This window comes from Acidobacteriota bacterium, assembly GCA_022562055.1.
In the GTDB taxonomy this organism is placed as follows: domain Bacteria; phylum Actinomycetota; class Acidimicrobiia; order Spongiisociales; family UBA5794; genus BMS3BBIN02.
This window is the reverse complement of record JADFQA010000046.1, coordinates 1-18,009: the sequence shown is the minus strand read 5'-3', so window position 1 is coordinate 18,009 and position 18,009 is coordinate 1. Positions and strand designations below refer to the sequence as shown.

Genomic DNA, 18,009 nt, shown 5'->3' with positions numbered 1-18,009 from the left:
TTGTGTAGCGCACGGAGAGTCCGGTGTGGCACGCGGCGACACCGGTGCCGATGAGGAGGTGGGTTTTGCCTGTGCCTGAGTCGCCGAGGAACACGACCGGGGTGCCCGCGTTGATGAAGGCACCTGGGCTTCCCCTGAAATCGTGGAGGGTTTCTGATTGATGGTTGTAGTTTCTCATGGTTTCGCGCTTTGGGCGCTTTCGGGTCGGTTTCGAAGGTCTCGGGGTCGCTGTGAGGCGACGGTTCTCATGCTGCTTGTTCCTGGCTCGCTCAGCGAGGATCTGTTCGTAGTAGACGGCTGGGGGTTTCATCTCGCAGCTGGAGTGGCGACGCCGGTGGTTGTAGGCGTCGATGAACGCAGCGACTGCGCCGCGGGCCTGGGCTTTGGTGGCGAAATGCCGGCGTGACAGGAGCTCCCGTTCGAGGGTCGAGTTGAAACTCTCCGAAGCAGCGTTATCGAGAGCCGACCCGACCCATCGACTGGACCACCCCCAACGCCTCACACGCTTTCGCGAAGACGTCGCCGGTGTACTCCTCAGGTTCAAGGGGTCGTTGCAACGTCGCCGCCGCGTACCGTAGCCGCCATACACAACGCGGCTTTGGCCAGTGCAGCGTCATGATGATCACCCATAGCAAACCCCGGGAGGCGCCGCGACGCCAGATCCTCGACGGTCGCCAGATACAGTTTGCCCTCATCGGTGGGGATCTCGGTGAGATCCCCGCACCATTTCTCGTTGATTGCTTCGGCGTTGAAGTCGCGCCTGACCAGGTCAGGGATGGGCGCTGCGGCCTTATCGGGGCGGGTCAACGACCTCCGTTTACGTTTCGGGGAGCGACCCTGGAGGCCCTGGCGCCTCAGGGAGTCGGCCACCGTGTTCACCGACACCACCCACCCGTCCTCAACCAGGTCCTCCCACACCCGAGGTGACCCGTAGGTTCCAGGCGTCCCCCCGGAATCGTCAAAGGACGCTTTGACCGCTTCGTCGAGAAGGGCCCGGCGGGCCTCGCGTGGTGTCGCCGGGCGATCCAGCCACTTATAGAACGTAGAGGCCGGCATCTCTAAAGCCCGGCAAGCAACCGCGTGGGGAACCCCATGATCGATCCTTTGAGCAGCAATGAACGATGCCACGGTCATCGAGTTGCTTCCTTTACCCAAAGGATCACTGATCGCTTGAGTTCTCTTGGTCAAGTCGCAGCGGCAGCGAGTTGTTCGCCGCGGTGTCGTGACGGGTCGTAGGGGGTGTTGGTGTGCCAGCAGGCCCAGATCACTCGGATCCAACCGCGGGCGACGATACGTACGGCGTGAGGGTGTCGGGCGCCGCGCTCTCGGGCACGCCGGTATGCATTGCCGGCCCACGCTGATGAGTGGCGGGAGTTGTCAGCAAAGCCGGTGATCGCGACTCGTGCCGGTTTGTTGGCCGCGTAGCGGAACCCGACAGTGCGGGTCTTGCCCGATTCACGGGTGACGGGCGCTGCGCCACACAGTGCTGCGACCTGTTCAGGGTTGTTACAGCGTTCCAGCAACGGCCCGATCTCGGCGATGAGTTGTGCAAGGCTGACACAAGCAACGCGTGGAAGCGTTGCGAGGAGATCAGATTTGGGGTGTGCTGCGAGTGCTGTTCGAAGTTCACGTTCGAGCTGGGCGATCTCGCTGTTGAGCATCCGGATTTGGGCGACAGACCCGCGGATGATCGCAGCCAATACTGTCGGCGCGATGGGATTCGCGCTCACCGGCGCGGCGCGTAGACGACCGAGAAGCTCGTTGGGAGACTTGCCGCCTCGATACGCGTGTCGACGGCAGAACCGGCTCATGCGTCCCTCGCCGAGCAACGCCGCGGACTGCGGAGTCGGATAGTCGGTTAGGAACGCCAACGCGATCGGGGAGATCAGTTTCTGGAACACCACACCAGCACCGGGCCAATGCTCAACGAGTATGGCCCACAGTTGATTCGACGCCCCAGTGCGTGCTTCGACGAGCGACGAGCGTGCCCGTACCAGCGCTGCGAGTTCACGGGTGGCTTGTTCAACGGGTTCCACGCGCCGTAGCCGATGACCATCTGTGCGGGCGTAGTCAGCAAGCATGAACGCATCACCCAAGTCCGATTTCGCACCGGCGGCACCCCATCGTGGGCGTGCCGCCTTGAACGCGGCGGGTTCGGCCATCAACACCGGATGACCCGCATCGGTGATCAACCCAACAATCAGGCCCTCCCCTCGTTCGATCGCGATCGGCAACGCTTCCGGTTTGGCAAACCCGGCGAGTTCGCGAAACAGCCGGCTGAGTTCTTCGTCGGTGTGTTGAACAAGCCATCGCTTCACCACGGCACCGTTACCGTCGATTACGCACACACCATGATGTGTTGAACCCCAATCCCATCCACAAAACATTGATCGACCTCCCAGTCAGACATCGCCGCTGGAGCCGGGCCGACACCAACAGCGCCAGCGCCACCGCAAGGAGGAGAGCAGATCTCACGGCTCTGGCCGCACCGAACCTTGATCGATCTCGCCTTCAGGGAACTGATCCCGATGAATCTCATCCAAGTCAGAATGACGATCCTCGAACGCACCGCTGAGGATGACGCCGACGATACCTAGCGCAATCGCAATCACCCCAACGATGATCCCCGTCCTCGCCATTCCCTTTCCGCGTTGAGTTTCACCACGCCTGACCCTGCGGCCACCTGCCACACCGAACACGATGCCGAGAAGGCCAAGGACCAGGGCAAACATGAAGAAGAAGAGGGTTAACCCAAAGAGAGCGCCAACGATGGCGCATACCATCGCGGCGACAGCGATCCCGTTGCCTGTTGTCTGAACTGTGATAGCAGTGGGGGGCGGTGGAGGCTGCTCTGACTTGGCCCGGCGGTTATCCGTCCACCGTGAGCCGTCCCAATGTCGTTCCATGCCCGGTTGCTCTGGATCGTCATGCCAGCCGGGTGGCGTTGTCGATCGATCAGTCATCCGATCTTGCTCCCTAGGTGTGCTCTTCGGGGAGGTTGTCCTTGAGGATGCTGGTGGGGTGTTGCCCATCCGAGCGATCCGTGTTCTCTGTGGTGATTGTAGTGTCGGGCTGCAAGGCAGCCTTGCCACCGTATGCGGGTACGGGTAGGCGGCGGCGGTGGTGCGGCGTTCGGTGCCGGCGAAAGGCGGAGGCCATGGCTGCGTCGTATCGGCGGGGTGTGTTGGGTGTGCTTGCGGAGCAGTGGCGGGCGTTTGGTTATCCGGATCACGGCGACAAGATGGATGCGTGGTCGAGGCTGTTCGACGATTTTGAGAAGTCCCGCTGATGAAGATCGTGGTAGAAAAATACCAGGTTCGACGATGAACGGACCCGCCGAGGGCCGCTGACGGAAGCTGATTAATCGAAAACGACATCCAAGCGCACGTCGAAACGCTCCAAACTTCCCCAGCGTTTGCGGAATCGTACCTCAACGGATGCGGTTCCCCCGGCTATCCAGACTGGTTTGGTTGATTATGCGACAGCCACGATGGTGGTGTAGCAGCGTTTGGACTTGACCCGTTTGGGGAACGCAGCCCAAATAGTCGAGTTTGCTCCCTGCGCGAAGGGTTCACTGAATCACCTTGGGAACACCAGAGTCTCCACTATTTCCAGGGTGAACCAGTGATGACGAAGCCGCCTACTCGCTCAACATTCGACCTCGACAAACCCTCGGATGGATGACACGATCAGACAGACTCGCCAAAGTGTTGCAATGACCACCTGAAATCATGACCGTATTTCTTGATGACGCGGTTCAGACGCAAAACACCGCTACCAACAAGTTGGAATGCTCGCGAAATCGATAACCGCATCCTCGTCGAACTCCTGTTGGCGTCCAGTGGGTCGGTCAAAGTCCCATTGTCTGATGAGGTGTGGTCGAGGTGGCGGGAGGGAGTTGTCAGTTCACCCTTTGACCCCGCCGGACGTCAGCCCCGAGATGATACGTTTCTGGCCGAAGAGATAGACGAGGATGAGCGGCACGCTCACGAGGACAATGTGCGCGAATGAGAGATTCCAAGGGACCTGCCTGACGGACCCCTCAGAGAACCGCAGCAGGCTCAGAGGCAGCGTCTGTCGTGATTCTCCGCGGAGCAGGAACAGCGACCCATGGAAATCATTCCAGATGAAGATTACGAGGATGATGCCGACGGTGAACAGGATTGGGCGGAGAAGTGGTAAGACGACCCAGTAGAACACTTGGATCTTGGATGCCCCGTCCATAACGGCGGCCTCCTCGAGGCTCTTTGGCACGGTGCGCACGAAACCAGTGAGGAGGAAGATCACAAGGCCGAGTCTCGTGCCGATGTGGAACATGATCAGAGCCAGCCGGGTGCCGTCGATGCCAAGTCGTTGCATGAGGAAGACCACGGGGATGATCGGTGTCGGGAGCAAGAGACTGAAGACCGTGATGTAGTAGATCACGGTCATCGTTCGTGATTCAGATCGCCCGAAGGCCCATGCCGCGAGTGAGCCGACAACGATCATGACCGTGACGGACGTCACCGTGACGAACAGGGTGTTCGCGAACGCCAAGGGAATGCGGCCGTCAACCCAAACGGTCCGGTAGTTGTCGACGATGGCCCAGTCCTGTGGCAGGCTGATGTCGAGCTGAATCGCCTCGCCGATTGGTTTGAAAGACGTCACGACGACGACCCATAGCGGGAGCACATAGAACACGGCACCGATGAAGGCGAGAACGATGAATCGCGCCCACCGGTAGCGCCGACCGGCATCGCCGGCGCCTGTACCGGGCTTTTGGGAACCTTTGCCACCGAAGGCGCCTCGTGACGTCATAGCTCGGCCTCTCGGGAACGGAGAAACCAGACCAGTGGAATAGCAACCACGACGATCATGATCGTCACAATCAGGTTGGTGGACGATGCGAAACCGAACAGTCCTCGGGCGAACTGGTCCCTGATAAGGATATTCAGAACCTGAGTCGACCGGCCGGGACCTCCTCGAGTCGTGGCTGCGACCATGTCGAATACGTTGAGCGAGCCGATGAACGTCAGAGTGATGTTGAAGGTGAGGGCAGGGCCGAGCAAGGGAAGCCTGATGTATCTGAATCGTTGCCAAGCGCTGGCACCGTCGATCACGCTCGCCTCGATTAGCCCAGAGGGGATGGCCTTCAGATTGGCGAGGTAGATGAGTGCGGACATGCCAGTCCACATCCATGCGTTGACGAGAGCTATGACGACGATGGACCACGTCGGATCTGCTAGCCATGCCTTGTCGACGGAGCCTGATACGAACAGGCTCAGGACCGAGTTGACCAATCCGTCCGGCTGGAGTAGCCCTCGCCAGACGAACCCGACGGCCAGGAATGACAGCAGCACCGGCACGAAGAAAAGAGACCGGAAGAACGTGCTGGTTGGCGAATCCTCCTCAAGAAGCAGCGCCATACCGAGACCAACAAGATTCTGCACGAGCATGGTCACAAAAGCAAAGATGAATGTCAGAAGCATGGCATTCACCAGGATGCCCTGCACATACATGGCGCGGAAATTCTCCAGTCCAATGAAACTGATCACACTGCGAAAACTGTTCCAGTCGGTGAAGGCGAGGTAGATGTTGATGCCAAGTGGTGCCAGCCAGAACAATGCCAGGAAGATCAGAGCCGGCAGCGCGAACACGAACCACGAGCTCCTGAATCTGGCCCATTGTGAGAGGCCAGCCTCGTGCGACTCTTGAACGCGCAAGCGAGTGGACCAAGGGGATTTGCCCGCTTGGTCCACTCGCTTCTTGAGTCTGGTCTCCCTATCTCTCACTTCGTATTCTTTAAGCCGGGTTGGTTCCTCTGAACAGTTCAGTTATCCCAACCGGGAGCACCGGCGGCAGCGAAGCCTTGTTCCGCGGTCGACTGGAACTCGGCGGCGCACTGTTCCGCGGTCCCTGTCTCAGCAACAATGTCGAGCGAACAACCGATGTCCGCTCCTGGAAGGAAATTCCAGATGACGTTGATGGTACCGAACTCCTCGATGGCGGCCTGGCCTTCGAGGACTGGGTTTGGGAGGCCGGATGGTGATGGCACGTCTATGAAGGTTGACGGTTCCCTTACGGCGGCGAGGAAGTCAGCGTACACCTCTGGTGACGATGCCCACCGAATGAACTCGAGCGCTGCGGCCTCTTTTGCTGCATCGCCGGTTATCGGCAGGTAGTAGGTCCCGTGGGGACTCGTCTCGATGGTAACGACCGGTTGGGTTGCAGACCATGCCTGGAATCCGATGTTCTCCAAGGCGTCGTCGCCAAAGGCATCGGCGATGTCCAAGAGCACACTCGAGAGCATGGACAAGAGTACCGCGTCACCTTCGACGAGCGCAGTGTAGGCATCCTCATATGTTGCGCTCAGGAAGTCGTCTGCGAAGCACCCGGCCTCGATCATGTCACTGTAGTGATTGAGCGAACCCACCCACGGTGAGTCCGCGTCGTCGAGCTTCACGGTCCGTTGTTGCAATGCGTCGAGCCATCCATTGATCAGGGGGTCGGCCATGTAGGCCCCGATGGCGACAAATGGCGGCCAGCCCGATCCGGCACCTTCTGCGATGGGTGTCAGCTCGGGATTGCTGGCACGGAGATCCCGACAGTACTCGATGATCTCAGACGCGTTGGTCGGGAGGGTGATTCCGAGCTTCTCGACGACCTGCGTGTTGGTGTAGAACCCCCACGGGGTAGGTGCGCGGAGGATCAACGCGTAGACTTTCCCATTCAGGTTACCGTTGGTGTCCAGAAGCCCCGGAGTCGCACGGGCAACGTATTCCTCGTTGCTCAGATCTCTCAGGTTCTCCTCCGGGTTGAGCGCCAGGAACTTCTCAAAGCTCCCGTGGTAAGACAGGATGTCGGGCCGCTCACCCGTCGCCCATTTCTGAAGCGTTGCAGTTTCGAAGCCGTCTTGAGGGATCAAAACGATATCGAGTGTATGACCCGTGTCCTGCTCAAACCGTTCGTATAGTGCCTTGACAGCGTCGGGATCCGCTTGGTTGTGCCAAAGCGTGAGAGTCTGAGGCTCGACGGCCGGTCCAGCCGTGCTGGTTGTAGTTTCCTCTGCGCCACCGGCTGCGCTGGTTGTAGTTTCCTCTGCGCCACCGGCTGCGCTGGTTGTAGTTTCCTCTGCGCCACCGGCTGCGCTGGTTGTAGTTTCCTCTGCGCCACCCCCGCAGGCTGCGAACACCAGGGATAAGGCGGCAAGAAGCGCCACCGTCGATGTTCTCGTCAATCGTATTGCCATTTCTTTCTCCACGTTCGCTATGTGGCACCATGCAACTTCCGAGCTACCTTGCTCGACGCCCTGCAAGAATGCCGTGCGTATTGACCTCTGTGGACAGCCGCATCCCGAATTCATCACGAAGACGGTGCGCGGTCGGCACGTTGTCCAAGCTGCTCCTTCCTTATAGCCTGTGCAATCGGTTGTGCTTTCTATGATGGTATGATTTGTGCAGTCGATTGCACAGGCTATACATCTCTATGCTAGTCTGTGCAATCGATTGCACAGGCTATACATCCCCACCCGCGCCTGTCAAGTGGTTGGAGATGTATAGCCCGAATGGAGGTATCGTGGCATCGATTTACGACATCGCTGAACGCGCCGGAGTGGCTCCCTCCACGGTGAGTCGCGCCCTTCGAGGGCACTCGCGCATCAGCAAAGAAACCCGGGCGCGCATCAAGCAACTTGCCGATGAGATGGGATTCGTTCCCAATTCGATCGCCCAAAGTCTCGTGTCTCAACGAACCCAGACTGTCGGTGTCATCACGTCCAACCTCGCTGACCCGTGGGTGGGAGCAGTGCTCCAAGGGATCGAGGACGCGGCCCATGAAGCTGGGTACACCCTGATCTTGACAACCACCAAAGACCGGCGTTTTCGAGAGAACGCGGTCGTCGAGGATCTGCGGCGACGGCAGGTCGACGGCATCATCGTTGTGCTTGTCTATGAAGGAATCGAGGAGTTCGACCCTGGGTCGACCCCGACGGTGCTCATCAACAAGGGCGTGCGCCTCGCGCCGGATCACCGCTGGCGCCTCGTCGCGGTTGATGACAAGAAGTCGGCGGGTCTCGCTGTCGATCACCTACTTGAGTTGGGCCACCGTCGGATCGTCTATATCGGCTCAGCGAGACGGCCTAGTTCTACGCGCCACCGTCAGGAAGGATACGTGGCTGCTCTGCGGGCGGCGGGAGTGCCGGTCGAGCACGACCTCATCTTCTATCCCGCCCCGCAGGCCGACCTCTCGGCCGGGTCGTCCAGCCTCGCCGACATCCTCAAATCCGGCGCTACCGCAGTCTTCTGTTACAACGACATGACCGCCATTGGACTGCTGGCGGAGTGCCGCAGACGCGGGGTCCAAGTGCCGCACGACCTCAGCGTCGTCGGGTTTGACGACCTCGAGACCGCGTGTCTCGTCACACCGGCCTTGACGACTGTTGCCCAGCCACGTCGCGCTTTGGGAGAGACTGCCATCGCCAGCCTCCTGCATCTCATCGACGGACCCGGCGACGGAGAGCACATCTATCTCTCCTGCAAGCTCGTCACGCGAGAGTCGACGGTCGCCGCCCGCAGAGCGTTCAGCCCGGTCACCGCGGCGCAACCCCGGGCGACCTGATGTCCACGTTCTTTTTGAAGACATGGCGTGATTGGGGAGGCAACTGAGTGACGTCACCTTGGGGCCCTTCGCAGAATCAGACGCACGACCGCCGCGCTCTATGCCCTTGTCCAGCCCGCGACCACAACTGCTCATTCCCTATGCGCGGCACCTGTGGTCAGCGGGCGAAGCGTGTCATGTGGCGCTACGAGGGCCTTGTGAGTGCCACCCGGACCGTTGGCGCGGGGCACCGGTTCCGCCATCCTGGGCTCGATCGACGGTTCGGCGCTGGTGATCCGGCAATGGCGGGGTGCGGTTCCGAAGCGCATCTGGAATGCCCCGTAGAAGTGGCTGAGGTTGGGGGCCGACTTCGGCGGCGATACGGACGATGGGCGGGTCTTGACAGGCGCTGCTTCCCGGCTGCGGCTCCCATCGTCAACCTATTGACAAGACCCACGATCCCTCAGCGTCTTGACGAGGTCACCATCGCGCATGTGGGCCACGTCGGTCATGAGGCCTCGAGACCACAAGAACGCGAACAGACTCTCGCTAGCAGAAGACGACGCCGAGTTGCCGCAAACACCATGGTGCTCGGATGTGAGTTGGAGCGCTCATATGGGCACTAGCAAAGTGATCGTCATAGGGACGGCCACCGTGGATTTCCTTGCGGTGGATCTGCCGGCGCTTCCCGATGGTCGAGGCGACGAGTTCGACGATCGAACCCTGGTGTCCCTGCCAGGCCCCCCGCGGATCACGATCGGGGGAAATGGTGGGAACACGGCCTACGTCCTCGGTCGACTCGGCATTCCAACGAGGCTCGTCTCACCCCTCGGTGACGATCTCTTGGGCCGGGCCGTCGTCGACTGGCTCGGCGACGCCGGGGTGACCCTGGATCGCGTCGAACCAGCGCTGACATCGACCAACTATATCGCAACGACCGTCGACGGTGATCGTGGCTCGTTCTTCTTCCCGGTCGAGCCGGATCACGATGCTCTCATCGCTCTCGCCGAGACGACTCTGCTCCTTCCCGGGGATCACGTGCACCTCACGGGTTTCCCTCATCCGTCCCGTGAGGCGATGATCGCCTGGCTGGATGCAGCCGGTGACGATGTGACCACGTCACTCGATGTCGGCCCCGTCCTAGCGGGTTATCGGCTCGACGACGTCGAGGATATTCTTCCCCGCCTGACGTGGCTGTTGGGCAACGACATCGAGATCGTTGCGCTGACCGGCGACTTCGATGCGGCGATAGCGGCGATCCGCTCGCAGGTTCGTGGTGGTGTGGTGGTCAAGCGCGGCCGCAAGGGCGCCACCGTATTCACGGCGGATCATGACTTCGACCTGCCGGCTCCTGCGGTAGACGTGACCACCACCGTGGGAGCAGGCGACACGTTCGACGGGGGCTTCCTCGCTGCACTCATGCGTGGTCGATCGCCATGCGAGGCAGCGGAGTTCGCTACTGCCGTCGTAGCCGTAGTGCTCGAGCGAGGCCGCGGGGTAGTGGCGGCGCCAACCATGGCCGAGATCCCAATGCAGACTCTGTAGCTACGAACAGACAAGGAGAGCGAGAGTGAATCAACTTCCGACCTGGGCCAGAGAGCTCAAAGACCGGCATCCCGACGGCGCCATGCCCACACGGGAGGAGCCCATCCCCGATTGGCTGGCGGAGGAGACCCGCCGGATGCCGCTGTGGTACATCATTCGCGGCGCAGACGCTCCCCGCCACGAGCACCCCTTCCGGCTTCACGACGAGGTCCTGCGACAGCCGGATCAGTGGCAGGACATCCTCGACAACTACTGGCCAACGGTCGAGCGTCTTGCCGATGAGATCGTGGAGCGCGGCACTAAACGCATCATCACCACCGGCTGTGGTTCTGCGTTCTTCACGGCCATCCACGGCGAGGCTGTCCTTCCGACCCTGTCGGGCATCGAGACGCGTGCCATCGAGTCGTACGAGTTGACGCACTACTTCCCAAGCGTCGATCCTGCATCCACGTTGGTGATCGCTCACTCGGGCACCGGAGGAAGCATCGAGACGGTCGATGTGGTCCAGGCCGCTGCAGAACGGGGTTGCCTCACCGTTGCGGTGACGAACACCGAGGACACTGGGGTCGGTCGCGCCGCGAAGCTCAACCTCACATACGTGACCAACCAGACATGCGGGCCCTGCACCTCGGTCGTCAGCACCCGGGTGCTGCTGATCTCGATGCTGGGCTTGGCCTTGGGCGAACGGCGCGGCGTCGATGGGGATGCGGCGGCCCTGCGCGAGGCGCTGGACGATGTTCCTGCTGTCGGGAGGACCATCTTGGCCGAAAAGGAGATGATCCGGGGAGTGGCGACGAAGTACGCCGATGCCACTTCCTGGCTGCTGGTGGGTTCGGGGCCGAACTACTTCTCGGCTCGCGAGGGAACCCTCAAGATCGAGGAACAGGCGATCCTGATCGCCAAGGCCTACCGAACCGGCGACTTCCACCACGGCGCACTGTCGCTGGTCAACCCGCAACGGGTCACTGTGGCGATCGAAGCCGCAGGCCAGGCAAACGAACGCATCGTCGACGCGCTGCGCGCCGCCCGGGAGGGCTTGTCTCCCACGATGGCGGTCACCTGGTCCGGCGGGCCCGGGGCGGAGGCTCTCGCCGACTACGCCGATCACCATCTTGCGCTGCGACCGTCGCTACCCGAACTCATCGTGCCTTTACCGATGACGATCGTCTTCCAGCTTCTAGGTTATTACCTGGGCGTCGAACGCGGCTTTAACCCGGACACGCTGCGCACCGACCACGAGCCGAACACACGGGCCTGGCTGACCTCGTTCCCCCTGGGAACGCACTGACGGAGAGACAGGGGTTCGGAATCGTGAAAGCCCTCATAGCCGATGGGTGTTTCGTGGTCGGCCCAACGTTCGAGGTGACCAACGGATGACCCCCGCTTGCGACCAGACATCGACATTGGCCGTGGAGGCTTGGCGACGGCCACCCCGGAGATGTTCCGTCGCCTTATCATGGCGATGATCGGAGTGGGCGTCTGGACGCGGAAACATGCGACTGTCGCGCTGGATGCCGCTTTGCACCCCGGTCTGTTCACGCATCTGGTCACAAGCGTTGCGGCCGCCGAGGTTCTCGAGTCGGGGCGCTCATGACTGAGATGCGAACAGCGGCCACATACCCAGCGGCGGTTATCTTCGACAACGACGGGGTCCTGGTCGACAGTGAGCCGTTCGTCAACAGGGTCCTCGCGGTCGCCCTCGCCGAGGCTGGGCTCGACATGAGTCCTCATGAGGTGGAGTCACAGTTCCTCGGCGGAACGCTCGCCACCGTGCGGAGGTGGGCCAAGGCCGAGCGGTCGATCGTCCTACCACCGGACTTCGAGAGTCGATACAACCATCAACTGATGGCTCGTCTGGACGGAGAGTTCCACGCTGTCCGGGGTGTGAGGCCGGTCCTCGAGGAACTCGTGAACGCTGGTACTGAAATCGGGGTTGCCTCCAACAGCGAGCGACCTTGGGTCCTCCGGGCGCTTGCGGTCAGCGGGCTCGACGATCTGATTCCTCCTGACGTCATCGTCACGATCAACGACGTCAAGTTCGGCAAGCCCGCGCCCGACGTGTACCTGGCTGCGGCAGCCCGTGTTGGTCAGCCCGCCGGGTCGTGTGTCGCCGTTGATGACAGCCGGCCCGGGATCGAAGCTGCCCGCCGCGCCCGGATGCGCACCGTCGGCTTTGCCGAAAGGACGTCCCGTTCCGCACTCCAGGCCGCGGACGCGACAGTTGCATCCATGGACACACTCTTGTCAGCACTACAAGGTGTGGCGCAGTAGCTGGCATAGGTCTTGTCGAAAGCTCAGGAAGGGTGTGCGTGGCGGCGTCGAGGATGGCGAGTGGCACCCGACACCGCGAGTGGCAATACACCGGGCATCAGGGAAGAGGAGTTCGAGGTGCACATCGAGCAGCTCGACGCTATCGGCCGGTCATTACACCGCAAAAGGTCCGGCAGCCTAGGCGTACTGCTCCCGTCGGGACGACCTACCGGTCTGCGCTCTTGAGGTAGCGGCGACCGTTCCGGCGTATCATGGCGGGGATGGGTGCGCCGCCACCGCCATCGCCAACGCGTCGTGGCGCGCACGCTCGTATCCCTCAAGTCCTCCCGGTCGTTCTATCGAATCCAGATCAGATCGACGGTTCTGCACCCCCTGATTCGGTATCAGCGGGGTGTTGGCGAAGCGCCTCCGGAACACCCGGTAGAAGTGGCTGAGAGGGGACACCGACTTCGACAGCGATCACGGGTGTCTGATGGGCGCGGCATCCCTGTGGCGGCTCCCATCCAAAGCGAATTGCCGCGCCTTGGGTGTGTCGTGCTTCGGGAGGTCGACATCCTCGCCCTCGATATTGAGAGGACGCGGTAAAGCCGATCTCATCCACCGCAGGGCCGTACATCGATCACGATTCGCCGTCGTGGCCGTGCCCGTGCCCGTGGCCGTGCCCGGATTCATCGCGCGGTCGGTATGTTGTCCTAACTGCTCCTTCCTGCTAATCTGCGCAATCGGTTGCGCAGATTAGCTGAAGCAACGAGCATCGCAAAGGAGGCGAATGTGGCCACATCCGATCGGTACCGGGTCGCAATAGTCGGTTTCGGGAATACAGCACAGTGGTCTCACGTACCCGCCCTAGCGCGCTTGCGAGATCGATACGAGATTGTTGCGGTCGTTGACCCATCGCCTGAAAACCGTCGCCTCGCGTCAGAGCAGTTGGAACTCTCCGCCAATGATATTTTTTCCGACGTCGCAGCGCTTGAGGACCGTACAGATGTGGACGTCATCGATATCTGTACACCACCGCTGTTCCGGAAGGCGATCATTGCCGGTGCGATGAGACGCGGGCAGCATGTTGTTTGTGAGAAGCCGATTGCCACCACGCCTCGCGAAGCCGCCGAGATCGAACGGCTCGCTGAGGCAGGAACAGGCATTCTTGCGATGGTGCACAATTACTTGTATCTCCCGCAGTACGCGGCCCTCTGGGATCCGCTACGAGATGGCTTGATCGGAGATGTCGAGTTCGTGAACATCAATGCACTGGGTTATCGCGACATCCCAGGAACGGCCTCCTACAAACCGGCGTGGCGACGCGATCCGTCCATTGGCGGCGGTGGCCTCCTGATGGACTTGATTCATTACGTGTACCTGGCCGAACACTTGATGGGAGGACCCATCGAACGGGTTACTGCCTCTATGCGCGTCCGCGATCCGAGTGGAACGGTCGAAGACTTGGTGTCCTGCCGCTTCGACTCGGCAAACACAAGCGCGGTCGTTAACCTCGGCTGGGGTCACGGGCCCGGTGGTATCTTCGTGTCCGGTTCACAAGGACGCGCCGTGGTTCGCTACGAAGACGCGGATTCTCAAGCGCCAGTGGAAGAAGTCTTCATCGTCAACGACAGCGGAAGACGACAGTTGACCCTCGGCGATCACACAAGCGGGCACGAAGGGGTCTTCCGCGACTTGGCCCGAGCGATAGCCGAAGGAGGCGACGCGCAGGCACCTGCCACGGTCGGCGCCCGCATTCTCGAAGCGGTAATCGCTGCGTATGCATCTGCGACGATGGGGCGGTCCGTCGATTTACCGCTCGAGACAACCGATCCCGTGTACCAGCTCGGCGTTGTCGGCCTCAAGCAGCTACCGGTCGACGGGCGCTCGTGGGTCGCACGTTGCGGCTTGTTCGGTATCGGCGGCCACCACGATGCAGAGCCAGATGAGATCACACACGATGCAAAGCCGGAGGTGGTCGCATGAGCTTAGTGTTCGGCACGGCCCCAGATTCGTGGGGCGTCTGGTTCCCAAACGACGACCGCCAGCCACCATGGCACAGGTTCCTCGACGAGGCCGCCGCGGCCGGATATACGCTGATCGAGCTGGGACCCTATGGCTATCTACCGAACAACCCCGAGATCCTTGCCGAGGAGCTGCAGGCGCGAGGGCTCGCAGCGGTCGCAGGAACGGCTGCCGCCCGACTAGACGACGCGGAGTCGCGAGACGCGACAATGGCGACGATCGATGAAGCGGCACGTCTCGTCTCTGCACTCGGCGGCCGGTTCCTTGTGCTCTTGCAAGACGCGTACCGAGAGCCCGACGGCACGATTAAAGGAAGCCGCGAACTCGGCGCCCGGGCCTGGGGCGACTTGGTGCAATCCCTCGAGCATGCGGGGAGGCTTGTGCGGGACGAGTATGGGCTGACTCTCGCATTCCATCCTCACGCCGATACCGCGGTGGAGACTCCCTCGCAGGTCGATCGTCTGCTGGAAGACACCGACCCGGCTTTGGTTTCGCTGTGCCTCGACACCGGACACTACGAGTGGAGCGGGGGCGATACCGTCGACTTCTTCGAGCGATGCGTCGAGCGCATCCCGTATCTCCACCTCAAGAGCATTCAGCCCGACATTATTGCGCGAGTCCGTTCCGAGGATCTCCCCTTCGCGGAGGCTGTCACGCTGGGTGCCGTTTGCGAGCCAGAAGTCGGCAGCGTCGACTTCCCGGCGCTGGCGGCAGCCATGGCGCGGATCGGATATCGGGGGGCGGCGATCGTGGAACAGGACATGTATCCTCTCGAGGACCTGGCCACGCCCCAACCCATCGCCAGCAGGACGCGGCGTTACTTCGAGACGTTGGGCTGGACGACCAACGTCGACGGGCTCGCAGCGGGCGCAGGTCCTCTCAGCTGAGCTCCTCCGGTGGAACTCTCGTGATCAGGATGCACGATGCGATTCGCTGGGAGTACGAACAAGACGGATAGTCATCTTCCGAAGCGTGATTGACCCCGACCTGATCGCCACTGCCAACCAGCACGTCGACTGGCTGCCGGAACGTAACCCGGACCTGCGGCCCGATCAGCTCAGACATGAGTTCGCCAGGAACGAGCCGTTCTCGTACCGCCTCGTGTCCGACCCGCGACTGCTCGATATCGCCGGGAACTTCGTCGATCCTGACATCGCGCGTTTCGCCACCGACTATTGGCGCTCATCGATCGGGCGGGACGGTGGCAGACCAAACGGGTGAGCAAGCACGGTCGCGCGGTCTGGACCTCCCCGGGTTCTGTAGAAACACTGACCCTTGAGAGGATGGAGTCATGACACGACGACAATGGATGTATCCGGATGCTGGGCGAGCCGGTCCCACAGGGCGCTTCGCGAGGCCCTCGAGGCGTGGGTACCGACCCGCACTACACGAGGTGTCCCGTCGTCTTCCCGGACGTCGCCTTCTTCGAAGAAGTAGACCCCGCGAGTTGGTCACCCCATCCGCCCATTGCAGATGGCAAGTGTCCGTCTTCCGCCACAGCGGTGCTCGAGATCAGCCAGCAAGGCGTAGAAGTGATCGAGGGCGTCGCGGCGATCCATCACGAGCCGACCTCAGCAGGAACCGCAACCGTTCAACGCCTTCGGTGCAACCCGTCCACCAACCCAATGTTCCGATACTCCGAACCGGCGCAGAGATCTCTACGACATCTCTCGGGCGCGGTTTCATCAGCGCGTCGAGCTTCTCCAGCACGGCCTGACTCCATGCGCGACGCTCAGCGCGTCTAGATGATTAGTTCCAAGGGGTCAGTGGTCGTAGGCGATGAGGGAGCGGGCGGGGCCGGGTTGGTTGGTGGTTTCGTTGTGCCAGATGGCAGCGGTGAGAGCGAGGAGCCGTTGGCAGATGCGGGCCCAGACGCCGTCGGGTTTTTGGTTCGCCCTGGGAATTGTGGAGACCACAGTCTCCGATAAACCCGGACGGGTTCAGCACCCGTCGTTCCAAAAGGGATCGTGCGACGCAAGCCAGGCGCTGAGTTCCGAAGTGGAGGCCGTGAGACACCCTGTCTGCCCGAAGAGGGACAGAGACTGCAAGGTGCCGTCGAGTTGTAGCAGAGTGACAGGCACAGCACCCGACAACTGATTACCGCAGAGGTCCAGGAAATCGAGGTTGGTGAGGTTCCCCAACTCAGCCGGTATTGACCCCGACAACTGATTGCCGCCGAGGAACAGGAACTCGAGGTTGGTGAGGTTCCCCAGCTCAGCCGGGATCGAACCCGACAACTGATTACCGATGCGGACCAGGCCGGTTACTACAGAACCTGCTGAACATGTGACGCCGTACCAGGTACAGGGGTCCGGGTCGGTTAGCCAGCCGGTCCGCTGGGTCCACTGGTCCCCACCGGTCGCGTCATAGAGGGTGACCAGGGATTCGCATTCGGTTTCTGGGATGGCGGTTTGTGCAGCGCAGATGGTCGCCGCAGGCGGCATGATCGGGGATAAGCCGAGCGCTCTTGCGAGGAAGGACGCCATCTGATCACGTTTGACGAGATCCGTTGGGCAAAACTCAGTGTTGTCCGGCGGGTTGCATCCTTTCGTGACTCCGGCAGTCGCGAGTTTGTCAATGTCGTGGGCAAAGATCGAACCGGCAGTATCGTTGAAAAGGCCAGCCCCGCCGTCATCGTCATAATCGAACGCCCGGACGAGGAAGGCCGCCATCACCTCGCGGGTCACCTTCGAATCGGGACAGAACTTATCGTTGTCGGGCGGATTGCAGCCCTTGGTGATCCCGGCCTCCGCCAGGCGGTTGATATCGTTCTCGAACACCGAACCGTCGTCATCGATGAAGAAATCGGCGCCGGTGGCGGGTAGATCGAGGGCCCGACCCAGGAATGCTGCCATCTGTCCGCGGGTCACAGACGAACCAGGGCAGTACAAGTCGTTGACGGGCGGATTACACCCCTTAGTAATACCGGCTGCAGCGATCGCCTCGATATTACCTTCGTGGATATTCCCGTCATCGTCGGTGAACGTCCCACCCGGCGGCAGGACACCGGCGAATGAAGCTACAGAAAATACCGAGAGCAACATGCCCGCGACAGCAATCGAAACGACAACAGTTCTAGATCGACTATCCACGGCAAATCCCTTCTCGGCTGCGCCCCTGCCGCGGCCTAGATTCGAACCGCTCCGGCAGGCAAGTGACCTCCTCAGCCCCCCCGAACCCGACACCGACCGGCCCGAGCGGGACATCGCCCGTGAAGTCCTCCTCACCGCCTTGACTCAATCGGACGAACGGTGGCCCGCCCTCGTGCGTCTCGTGAAGGCGGAGGGAGTGTCGGAGCATACCGCCCGTCGTGCCCGTGACGAACTGCGCCGGGAGGGACTCATTGTGTCGTCAAAGGATGGAATGAAGGGCGGTTGGTCTTGGAGGCTCGGCGGCGAACTTGCCCACGAAACCACGAAGTTGCCCACGCACAATGGGTGGTCAAGTTCGACCTTGGGTGGTCAAGTTCATGGTGATGATCCGCCACTGATCTCAGAGACCGACCAACCCCTCTTCTTCAATGCATGAATCTCCACGTCTTCCTCCTGTGTCAACATCAGGGAGGGCTCCTCTCCTCGCCGGCGTGTCGTTGCTGACAGCCAGCTTGGAGAGGGC

At 61.4% G+C, this 18,009-nt stretch carries 15 protein-coding genes and 1 pseudogene; 8 read left to right on the top strand and 8 right to left on the bottom strand.

Going from position 1 to position 18,009, the window contains the following annotated elements; genetic code table 11:
* The 7 genes and pseudogenes from IIC71_13555 to IIC71_13525 form a co-directional block, all read right to left on the bottom strand.
* On the bottom strand, positions 1 to 310 hold a 310-nt coding region (locus IIC71_13555), incomplete at its 3' end, for an ATP-binding protein (protein MCH7670205.1).
* Positions 308 to 1,134: pseudogene (locus tag IIC71_13550) on the bottom strand (IS3 family transposase). The pseudogene IIC71_13550 and the gene IIC71_13555, both read right to left, overlap by 3 nt.
* Positions 1,135 to 1,184: 50 nt before the next feature.
* Positions 1,185 to 2,387 carry an IS110 family transposase gene (locus IIC71_13545; GenBank protein MCH7670204.1) on the bottom strand — a complete coding sequence of 401 codons (1,203 nt, stop codon included), beginning with the start codon at positions 2,385 to 2,387 and terminating at the stop codon, positions 1,185 to 1,187.
* A gap of 84 nt (positions 2,388 to 2,471) precedes the next feature.
* Entirely contained in the window at positions 2,472 to 2,963 is a 492-nt protein-coding gene (locus IIC71_13540; protein ID MCH7670203.1) for a DUF4190 domain-containing protein, read from the bottom strand.
* Positions 2,964 to 3,906: 943 nt separating this feature from the next.
* Positions 3,907 to 4,797 carry a carbohydrate ABC transporter permease gene (locus IIC71_13535; protein ID MCH7670202.1) on the bottom strand — a complete coding sequence of 297 codons (891 nt, stop codon included), beginning with the start codon at positions 4,795 to 4,797 and terminating at the stop codon, positions 3,907 to 3,909.
* Positions 4,794 to 5,636, bottom strand: a complete 843-nt coding sequence (locus tag IIC71_13530; GenBank protein MCH7670201.1) for a sugar ABC transporter permease — start codon at positions 5,634 to 5,636, stop codon at positions 4,794 to 4,796. Before IIC71_13530 ends, IIC71_13535 begins: the two co-directional genes overlap by 4 nt.
* A 173-nt stretch (positions 5,637 to 5,809) precedes the next feature.
* Positions 5,810 to 7,228, bottom strand: a complete 1,419-nt coding sequence (locus IIC71_13525; protein ID MCH7670200.1) for an extracellular solute-binding protein — start codon at positions 7,226 to 7,228, stop codon at positions 5,810 to 5,812.
* A 326-nt stretch (positions 7,229 to 7,554) separates the two neighbouring features.
* On the opposite strand from IIC71_13525, the gene IIC71_13520 reads away from it, so the two are divergent.
* From IIC71_13520 to IIC71_13485, 8 genes are all read left to right on the top strand, one after another.
* A complete protein-coding gene (locus IIC71_13520) occupies positions 7,555 to 8,595 on the top strand; it encodes a LacI family DNA-binding transcriptional regulator (GenBank protein MCH7670199.1) in 1,041 nt (346 codons plus the stop codon).
* Positions 8,596 to 9,189: 594 nt separating this feature from the next.
* A complete protein-coding gene (locus IIC71_13515) occupies positions 9,190 to 10,119 on the top strand; it encodes a carbohydrate kinase family protein (GenBank protein ID MCH7670198.1) in 930 nt (309 codons plus the stop codon).
* A 25-nt stretch (positions 10,120 to 10,144) separates the two neighbouring features.
* Positions 10,145 to 11,407, top strand: a complete 1,263-nt coding sequence (locus IIC71_13510) for an SIS domain-containing protein (GenBank protein MCH7670197.1) — start codon at positions 10,145 to 10,147, stop codon at positions 11,405 to 11,407.
* Between the two features lie 302 nt (positions 11,408 to 11,709).
* Entirely contained in the window at positions 11,710 to 12,390 is a 681-nt protein-coding gene (locus tag IIC71_13505) for an HAD family phosphatase (protein ID MCH7670196.1), read from the top strand.
* A 60-nt stretch (positions 12,391 to 12,450) separates the two neighbouring features.
* Positions 12,451 to 12,615 (top strand): hypothetical protein, encoded by a 165-nt coding sequence (locus tag IIC71_13500; GenBank protein ID MCH7670195.1) that lies wholly within the window; start codon positions 12,451 to 12,453, stop codon positions 12,613 to 12,615.
* A gap of 546 nt (positions 12,616 to 13,161) precedes the next feature.
* On the top strand, positions 13,162 to 14,355 hold the full coding sequence (locus tag IIC71_13495; protein MCH7670194.1) for a Gfo/Idh/MocA family oxidoreductase: 1,194 nt from the start codon (positions 13,162 to 13,164) through the stop codon (positions 14,353 to 14,355).
* The gene (locus IIC71_13490; GenBank protein ID MCH7670193.1) at positions 14,352 to 15,281 is read left to right on the top strand and encodes a TIM barrel protein; all 930 of its coding nucleotides are present in this window, start codon (positions 14,352 to 14,354) and stop codon (positions 15,279 to 15,281) included. The genes IIC71_13495 and IIC71_13490 overlap by 4 nt, the downstream gene beginning before the upstream one ends.
* Positions 15,282 to 15,366: 85 nt before the next feature.
* Positions 15,367 to 15,615, top strand: coding sequence for a hypothetical protein (locus IIC71_13485; protein ID MCH7670192.1), 249 nt, complete (start codon positions 15,367 to 15,369; stop codon positions 15,613 to 15,615).
* Between the two features lie 719 nt (positions 15,616 to 16,334).
* Here the strand turns inward: IIC71_13485 and IIC71_13480 are convergent.
* On the bottom strand, positions 16,335 to 16,838 hold the full coding sequence (locus tag IIC71_13480; GenBank protein MCH7670191.1) for a leucine-rich repeat domain-containing protein: 504 nt from the start codon (positions 16,836 to 16,838) through the stop codon (positions 16,335 to 16,337).
* Between the last annotated feature and the right edge of the window lie 1,171 nt (positions 16,839 to 18,009).

Coding starts and splice junctions, on each gene's coding strand:
- IIC71_13545 (MCH7670204.1), bottom strand. CDS start 2,387: ATGTTTTGTGGATGGGATTGGGGTTCAACACATCATGGTGTGTGCGTA.
- IIC71_13540 (MCH7670203.1), bottom strand. CDS start 2,963: ATGACTGATCGATCGACAACGCCACCCGGCTGGCATGACGATCCAGAG.
- IIC71_13535 (MCH7670202.1), bottom strand. CDS start 4,797: ATGACGTCACGAGGCGCCTTCGGTGGCAAAGGTTCCCAAAAGCCCGGT.
- IIC71_13525 (MCH7670200.1), bottom strand. CDS start 7,228: ATGGCAATACGATTGACGAGAACATCGACGGTGGCGCTTCTTGCCGCC.
- IIC71_13515 (MCH7670198.1), top strand. CDS start 9,190: ATGGGCACTAGCAAAGTGATCGTCATAGGGACGGCCACCGTGGATTTC.
- IIC71_13505 (MCH7670196.1), top strand. CDS start 11,710: ATGACTGAGATGCGAACAGCGGCCACATACCCAGCGGCGGTTATCTTC.
- IIC71_13490 (MCH7670193.1), top strand. CDS start 14,352: ATGAGCTTAGTGTTCGGCACGGCCCCAGATTCGTGGGGCGTCTGGTTC.
- IIC71_13480 (MCH7670191.1), bottom strand. CDS start 16,838: ATGCCGCCTGCGGCGACCATCTGCGCTGCACAAACCGCCATCCCAGAA.